The sequence below is a fragment of the Okeania hirsuta genome, assembly GCF_003838195.1.
Lineage (GTDB): Bacteria > Cyanobacteriota > Cyanobacteriia > Cyanobacteriales > Microcoleaceae > Okeania > Okeania hirsuta.
The window spans coordinates 1-8,383 of the sequence record NZ_RCBY01000277.1; the positions used below are offsets into that span (position 1 = coordinate 1).

Sequence of the window (8,383 nt, forward strand, 5' to 3'; positions counted from 1 at the left end):
CCAAGTAATGCGTGAACACCCCCGTTGACGGTGGGGTATTAAACCCACAAAGAAAATGATAACATTGATTAGGGAGTAGGGAGTAGGGAGTAGGGATTAGGGGGAAATTTGATAGATTCTCAAGATAATTGATGAAGATCATTAATATTTACGTCTAATTAATGAGACCTGATATAAAACCAAAGAATATAGCAATGAGCGCTGGTATATTTACAAATTGCAGGAGAGGCCAAATAGCTAAAAGTCTTATATTATCCACAATTTATTCCCCCTGTTGCCTTCCGGAGCTGTTGCCTGTTGCCTGCAGCGCTATAACGAAAAATTATGGGTGGAATAACAATATAATGGGCGTTGCTTAAATGTAATGATAATTAGACATCTCCTCCACCCATAGGGAGTAGGCAGTAGGGAGTAGGCAGTAGGGAACCCACCCGCGGGGCCCGACCGTGGAGGGGAAAGAATTGATAATTTCTTTGGGATATAGATATTGATTTTTTATTCTTGGAGATGTCTATTAGCTGAAGGTAAAATTGAAAAACTGGCATTGCACAGTGACAAATGATTTTAGATTTTTGATGAACAGGATTTTGGATTAATCAATTGCTAAAATGATTAATATTAGGTTTTTTACTCAAAGTCTAAACTAATTTTTGGCAATATCATTCCATAGTGTGCAAACCCATATAATGCAAGGCTTTCTCAATCTCAACAAACCATCTGGCATGACTTCCCATGACTGTGTAGCAAAAGTAAGAAAGTTACTAGGTCTCAAGCGTGTTGGCCATGGAGGAACTCTCGATCCTGCGGCTACTGGTGTCTTACCTATTGCCGTGGGAAAAGCAACTAGATTATTACAGTTTCTACGCTCAGAAAAAGCTTATTGTGGCACAGTCAAATTTGGTGTAATTACGACCACTGATGATTTAGAGGGAGAAATTGTTAAATCTACACTAGCGCCACAGTTAACATTGTCTGATATAGAAGCAGTGCTGCCAAATTTCTTAGGAAAAATTGAACAACTGCCTCCTAGTTACAGTGCAATACAGGTGGAAGGAAAGCGACTTTATGATTTAGCTCGTCAGGGAAAAACTGTTGAAATTCCTACTCGGGTTGTAGAAGTGTCTAGTTTAGAAGTTCTTGAATGGCGGAGTGGAGATTTTCCTGAGCTGGATTTAGCGATCGCTTGTGGTACTGGAACTTATATTCGGGCGATCGCTCGCGATCTAGGTGCTGTTTTAAATACTGGAGGGACTTTAGCTACTTTAACTCGAACAGAAAGTAGTGGCTTTTCTTTGAAAGATAGTCTTACCTTTGAGCAGATGGAAACTCAACTGCAACAAAAAACATTTAATCTATTATCACCAGAAGTAGCATTGGCACATTTACAAACAATAGTTTTAGTTATTGAGGATGCCAAAAGATGGTGTCAAGGTCAACGTTTACCTTATCAAAAAAAATGGGAAATAGAAGACGAAAAAACTGAAAATCCTCTGCGAGTATATAATATTGAAGGTGTATTTCTGGGTATTGGGCAGTTAATCAAATCCGAGGAAAATTTATTATTAGCACCTCAAGTTGTTATTTGTGAATAAGAAGGAAGAAGAAAGAAAGAACAAGGAAGAAGGAACAAGGAAAAATCTGGCTTTGTCTGAGTTTTCAGTTTTTGATATGTCCGCGCCCTTTCCTGCGACTGCTATACCAATTTTTGGCGTTGCTGATTTGAGGTATGAAATTCAACTAGTGGTAAATTTTTAGCCAAAACAATACTGCAAATTATACCTATTTCTTCCTAATTTAATCACCGAAAAACTTGTTTCTACCTACTCTGCTGACTCGGTCCTCCTGACTCAGTCCTCGGTCTTCCTGTGAAATCATACATTTATTCAGCAACCCCCAATTTTTTTTAATTAGACCTCTTGCATAATATCATGTCCGCTGGGGCGCGTTTGTGTAAAACCAAAGATGAATATCTACAGGAAATTTACCTTGTTTCAAGCTTTTAAGCCTTCTTCCCTCTTGCTTCTTGCTTATTCCTTACCTTCACGCTGACAATACCGATGCTACCGGACATGACATAAATCATATCAAATCCATTTGATTGGACATCAAAAAAATCTCCAATCGTCATAACTACGCTCATCAAAGTGATTCTCTCAGCAGGGAAGAAGAGGAAGTTTTAAAGTGTAGAAAGTTTTTTTTGTCACGCTATTATCCGGACATAATACTAGATCAAAAAATCACGAGTTTACCTAACTTATGCAATATAGCTAACTTATCTGAATTAAGAAAATTCCAAATTTCAATTTTTAAGATAAAAAGTCTGAAAATATTACTTTTATTGCCCGTCTTTATGTAGACATTACATTGGCGAATGAAATATCTCCAGACCCACATCAATACCACCTAATTATTCAATAATAATTCAAAGGATTGCCTTAAAGATTTAATATCTCCCACTCTTGCCACTAAAAGGTTTTCCTCCCCAGCATCTTTTAAGCGAGAATTCCAATACTGAATACTATCAGGGTTATTCATCCAAAAATTAATCACTGTTTCGACAACTTTATCTACTCTCCAACCACGATTCGTAGAAACATTTTCAACAGATTTTATAAACACATCTAGAGAACATTCATGGTTTCCTAGATATTCTACAGTTAAGTTTTTTTCTACTTGCAGTTTTTGTTGGTGATTAAAAAAATGTAAGATTGGAGAAATACCTAAAAGTTCAAAAGTATACTGCATTTCTGTGTTTCCTCTCTAATTATTTTTGATATTATAACTATATTTTAGATACATTCAAGTTAGCAGTCTTTCAAGGTGAGTGCTAATTTTTTGACCTCTAATTAATTATTAATCAGATGCAAAATCTTGACTTTATTCTTTAATTTGTCCTCAAAATATAATGGCGTATTTTTAGCACTCATTATCAAAGATTGCTAATAGTTTATCTAGTTAAATTTTGTAGTTTTATCAACTTCTTATTTAGATAATACTAATTTGTCAAACCAGTTTTTGTCAAATTAGTTTTATCAACTTCTTATTTAGATAATACTAATTTGTCAAACCAGTTTTTGTCAAATTATTTACATTCAAGACAACATTTTATTTATATAACTTTACATTATCTAATTTTTACTTTTTTTATATCTACATTAGATTGTGTAGAAAATCTCTGAAAATTAGAGAGAAGAAAATACTGATAATAATGTCTGACATTATTATCTATAATTAATTTAGATTTTGTTACGAATGTAGTAAGATTTTATGACTGTAACGATCAAACAAATATTCCTAATTTAATTCCCAGTTGCTTTATTCCTCAAAAATATTCTCACAGCTTAATTAAATAGAAATGCTATATTAATAAATTGTGATTTATAAATATTTAGAGTTTTGACATAGATAGCGACACAATTTTTTTACCACCCTGGGCCTTAGATATAATTTTGATTAAGTCCGGTCATATAATTACAACTACAGAAGTTAGAAAAAAGAAAGCATCTTTGATAATTACCTTAACCTCAGTCAACTTCTAATAACTTCTAACAACTAAATTTGAAGATAGAAGTGCCTCAAAGATGTAAGATCGAGATGAGAAAACCTAATTTTGATCAACTACTGTAGTTAACAAAGAGAGGAATTGCTTTGAGTCAGCATCCCAATGGTATACCAGCACACGGTGGCCATCTGATTAATCGGATTGCCACACCAGCAGAACGACAAGAGTTCATGGAAAAAGCTGAAAGCTTACCACGAGTAAAACTAGATAAACGAGCACTTTCAGACTTAGTGATGATAGCTATAGGAGGCTTTAGTCCTCTAAATGGCTTTATGGAAGCGGCAGACTATGAAACCGTAGTTACTGATATGCGTCTTCAAAATGGTCTACCTTGGAGTATACCAGTCACTCTACCAGTCTCAGAAGAAGTAGCAGATTCAATCAAAGAAGGAAGTTGGGTGCGTCTTGATTCTCCCGATGGAGAATTTGTAGGAGTTTTAGAATTAACTCAAAAGTTTCGCTACAATAAAGCCCATGAAGCAATTAATGTTTATCGTACAGACGAAATCAAACATCCAGGAGTAAAAGTTCTCTATGATGCTGGCCCCGTTAACTTGGCAGGTCCAGTATGGTTATTAGAACGTCATCCTCACCCATTATTTCCCAAATATCAAATCGATCCAGCCGAGTCCAGAAAACTATTTCTAGAAAGGGATTGGAAGACAGTAGTAGGTTTCCAGACTCGTAACCCCATCCACCGTGCCCATGAATATATTCAAAAGTGTGCTTTAGAAACAGTAGATGGTTTATTTCTACATCCTTTAGTAGGTGCGACAAAATCCGATGACATTCCTGCTGATGTCCGGATGCGTTGCTACGAGATTATGTTCGAGAAATATTTTCCTCAAAACCGAGTAATTATGGCCATTAATCCCTCAGCTATGCGTTATGCTGGCCCAAGGGAAGCAATTTTTCATGCTTTAGTGCGGAAAAACTATGGTTGTACCCATTTCATCGTTGGTCGAGATCATGCCGGGGTAGGAGATTATTACGGTACTTATGATGCTCAATATATCTTTGATGAGTTTGAACCCGGAGAGTTAGATATTGTTCCAATGAAGTTTGAACACGCTTTCTACTGTACTCGTACTAAAGGTATGGCCACAAGTAAAACAAGTCCAAGTTTGCCAGAAGAACGAATTCATCTATCAGGAACAAAAGTACGAGAAATGTTACGTCGGGGTGAGTTACCACCACCAGAATTTTCACGACCAGAGGTGGCTCAAGAGTTGGCTAAAGCAATGAAAGCATCTAGTTGATATTAGCAGAAATTTTTCTGGTACACTCCTTAAAGTATGAAGCATGATTGTACCAGAATTTGGAGGTGGGTTGAAAAAGCTATACAAAAAGTAAGCTTTTCAACCTCCACTAAGAATTGGGTCAAGTTATCTATTCAAATTTGCTTTAACTTGATGGTTGCTTAAGAGCTGACTTGTTGTAGTAAACTAAACCCGCATAGTGTTTAAAATTGGCTACGATCCCGCTTATTGGTTAACTGCAGAGTGCTTCAATATATGTAGACAATTAATAATAATGTTGTGATAAAAAGTCCTGATTGACTCAGTTCAGGTGAGGAGTTTAAGGAAAAAGCATGGGATTAAAGCGACGTAAATTTCTGCAAAGGGCTAGCTTAGCCCTGGGGGCATTGGGAATAAGTGAAGCATGGTGGTGGCGACTCCAAAGTCGTTACTCAACTGCTCTAGCTCAAACTACTGGACGTAAATTAGCACTTCTCATAGGTATTAACGAATATCCGGATGCAGCTCTATCTGGGTGTGTTACAGATGTGGAGATGCAACAGGAATTGCTAGTTCATAAGTTTGGTTTTTTACCTACTGATATTCTCACTCTCACAAATAAACAAGCAACTAGAGAAAATATAGAAACAGCTTTTATTAATCATCTAACTAATCAAGCTAAACCCGATGACCTAGTTCTCTTTCACTTTAGTGGTTATGGTAGTCGTGTCAGCAAAATGATAAATGAGAATGAACAAAATGAGTCCAGTTCCTCAAAATTAACATTTCAAAATACTCTAGTGCCAATAGACGCTGTATCACTTAACAATGAAGGTAGAGCAATAAATGACGTACTAGAAGAAACTCTATGGTTATTAGTGCAATCGCTTGATACAACAAAAGTAGTGACTGTACTAGACACGAGCTATGTATATCCCGGTCAAAGTTTGCAAGGTTTTCTCAGAGTTCGCTCTCGACCTAGTTCGACTACGGAGCAAATTAATAAAAAAGAGAAAGCAATGCAAACACTGCTACGCGATCGCCTCTCTTTAGAAAGAAGACAGCCAATTAATCAAAGCCAACTACCAGGATTGATCCTTAATGCTAGTAGAGATAGCCAATTTGCTACCGAAACTGATTGGAATGGTTTTAGCTCGGGTTTATTCACTTATGCTCTTACCCAAAATTTATGGCATACAACCCCTGCAACGAAGCTACAAATTAGTTTTGCACAAGCAGGTAGCTTCGTCGAACAATTAGCTGGACCTTATCAGCAACCAGAACTCAAAGAAGCAACAAAACAAAGTATAGCTCAATTTACTGAAGAAGCTACCATAACTCCAGTAGCTACGCCTTATCAAAATCTCTTGACCTCCCTATCACCCCCTGCTAGTGGCGTAGTTAACTCAGTAGAAGATAACGGCAAAACAGCAACCCTTTGGCTAGGAGGACTGCCAATTAACGTTCTTGATGCAGTTACATTTAATTCCCTATTCACAACTGTACCTTCTTCAGATTTAAACTCAAACAACTACCAATTTCAATTACAAATTCGCAGTCGTACTGGTTTAACAGCTAAAGCTTCTATAATTATTGAAACTAATACTTCACAAGATCAGGAAAAACAGCAGTTTGAAAATGGAGAAAATCTAAACAACCAAACACAAAAAAATACTCAAACATCTTCTCCTAATCCTCAACTTTTGGCAGGAGAAGTGGTGCGAGAAAAAATTCGCATTTTGCCGAAACCTACTGAATTGACTATTGCTCTCGATCCGGAACTTTCAAGAATTGAACGGGTAGATGCTACCAGTGGATTCTCCGCAGAGTCCCAAGTTACAGTAGTAAATAATACCCAAGCAGCAGATTATGTATTTAGTCGAGTACAGGAAACAACTATTGCTCAAAGTCTCTCTGCTCCTCTACCTTCGATGTACCAAGGTCGTTATGCTCTATTTTCTCTAGGCGAGGTGCTTATACCCAGTAGTGTAGGAGAAGGAGGGGAAGGAGGAGAAGCAGTAAAAGTAGCAGTACAAAGGTTAAGTTCCCAATTAAAAACTTTACTCGCAGCTAAAATACTACGCTTAACGAGAAATGAAAGTTCGACTCAAATTAAAGTCAGAGCCAATTTCGCTACTATTACTCCAGAAGCAAAGATAGTTATGCGTAGGGAAACTTTAGGGGTAAGTAATGAGGCGAAATTTAAAACGAACATAGAAGGTGTAGGCAGCTTTGGAGTTTCTGATGGATTACTCACATTACCAATTGGTAGTCGAATTCAATGTCGATCATATAATGACGGCGATCGCCCAGTCTATTTTATGTTATTCAGTTTAGACAGTAGTGGGCACATTTTTGTTCTCGATCCTGCTGCATCTAATCAACCTCTCAATAATAATGAGTCTTCACAAACCGGGTTAGTTATTTCTCCAGAAGATAGCGTAAATATGCCTCCTGTGATTAGTAATTTTCCTAGAGATACAGAATCTTTTGGGTGGAAACTAATCGGTCCTAAAGGGTTGGCAGAAAGTCTAATTATCTGTAGCCATCAACCATTTAAGGAAACAATAGCTGCTCTTAATGGAGAGGTACGTCAAGCTAGAAACGATGGAGTAATTCAAGAAGTATTAAATCCTTTGAATGTAGCACAAGCAGTATTACGAGACTTACAAAGTGCTAGTCAATCAGCTGTTCAATCAAGTGGGTTATCAACTGATGATTATGCTCTAGATATTAATAGTTGGGCAACTATGAGCTTTTTGTGTAGGATCGTTTGAAAACAATACTTTCAATCGGATAATTTCAGGCATAGGGGTTTGAGTAACCTCTTTTTTTTATCTGTTTTTTCACTCTCGCAGCACACATAGTGTGATACCAATTTGATAACTGTTTGTTACAAATACAGTAACGGTACTTTGATATTTTTTACAGCGAAAATGCCTTCAAAGCTAGTAGGGTTCAACAATTAATAATTAATAATTACCTTTCCTTGAAAAGAAGAGGATTGACTAATCATGAAAATTTTTCTTTATTATCCTCTGAAAAGGGAAGGCGCATACCCATAATTTTTCGGTAAGGGAAATACGTTGCTCTGGCTAAAAATGGCTCTTTGCGTAGCATTCCGCAGGAAAACCTAGATATATCAGGAAAAAGGTTGGTTAAATGTAAAACCTTGACTATATAAGGGTTTGACGCTGTTATTAACATATTTTTTGCCAAAGTACCGGTAAGGAAGAAGGAAGAGAGAAGAAAATTTTCAAGAAGGAAAAGTAGATATTTCTCAAGTTTTTATATCATGTCCGGATAAGAGCGTGATCAAAAAACTTTTTTCTTCTTATCCTGTTCTTCTTCTTCCTTCTTCTTTATTCCCTCCTGATATCATGTCCGGTTGAATAATTAGACTTTGGTGGAAGGAAGGCAGAAAGCAGCTATGCTGGAGGCAGAAGGTTTTCTCCTATTATCACCTTAATTTTATACACGCTCCGATGCTACCGGAAATGATATGACTCCTGACTCCTGAGGACTGACTCCTCCGTCGTTATTTATTTTATAACTGTTCAACCGGACATGATATTACACCAAC

At 36.8% G+C, this 8,383-nt stretch carries 4 protein-coding genes; 3 read left to right on the plus strand and 1 reads right to left on the minus strand.

The window, feature by feature from the left end; translation table 11 throughout:
• Positions 1-686 precede the first annotated feature (686 nt).
• The gene (truB, locus tag D5R40_RS27825) at positions 687-1,592 is read left to right on the plus strand and encodes a tRNA pseudouridine(55) synthase TruB (RefSeq protein WP_124142836.1); all 906 of its coding nucleotides are present in this window, start codon (positions 687-689) and stop codon (positions 1,590-1,592) included.
• A gap of 811 nt (positions 1,593-2,403) precedes the next feature.
• Here the strand turns inward: truB and D5R40_RS27830 are convergent.
• The gene (locus D5R40_RS27830) at positions 2,404-2,745 is read right to left on the minus strand and encodes a hypothetical protein (protein ID WP_124142834.1); all 342 of its coding nucleotides are present in this window, start codon (positions 2,743-2,745) and stop codon (positions 2,404-2,406) included.
• A 903-nt stretch (positions 2,746-3,648) separates the two neighbouring features.
• On the opposite strand from D5R40_RS27830, the gene sat reads away from it, so the two are divergent.
• Together sat and D5R40_RS27840 are read left to right on the plus strand one after the other, a co-directional pair.
• Positions 3,649-4,821 carry a sulfate adenylyltransferase gene (sat, locus tag D5R40_RS27835; RefSeq protein ID WP_124155516.1) on the plus strand — a complete coding sequence of 391 codons (1,173 nt, stop codon included), beginning with the start codon at positions 3,649-3,651 and terminating at the stop codon, positions 4,819-4,821.
• A 332-nt stretch (positions 4,822-5,153) separates the two neighbouring features.
• Positions 5,154-7,577 (plus strand): caspase family protein, encoded by a 2,424-nt coding sequence (locus tag D5R40_RS27840; protein WP_124155517.1) that lies wholly within the window; start codon positions 5,154-5,156, stop codon positions 7,575-7,577.
• The last annotated feature ends 806 nt before the right edge of the window (positions 7,578-8,383 follow it).

What these genes read in the sequence shown, in the direction of transcription:
- truB (WP_124142836.1), top strand. Translation starts at nt 687, where the DNA reads ATGCAAGGCTTTCTCAATCTCAACAAACCATCTGGCATGACTTCCCAT.
- D5R40_RS27830 (WP_124142834.1), bottom strand. Translation starts at nt 2,745, where the DNA reads ATGCAGTATACTTTTGAACTTTTAGGTATTTCTCCAATCTTACATTTT.
- D5R40_RS27840 (WP_124155517.1), top strand. Translation starts at nt 5,154, where the DNA reads ATGGGATTAAAGCGACGTAAATTTCTGCAAAGGGCTAGCTTAGCCCTG.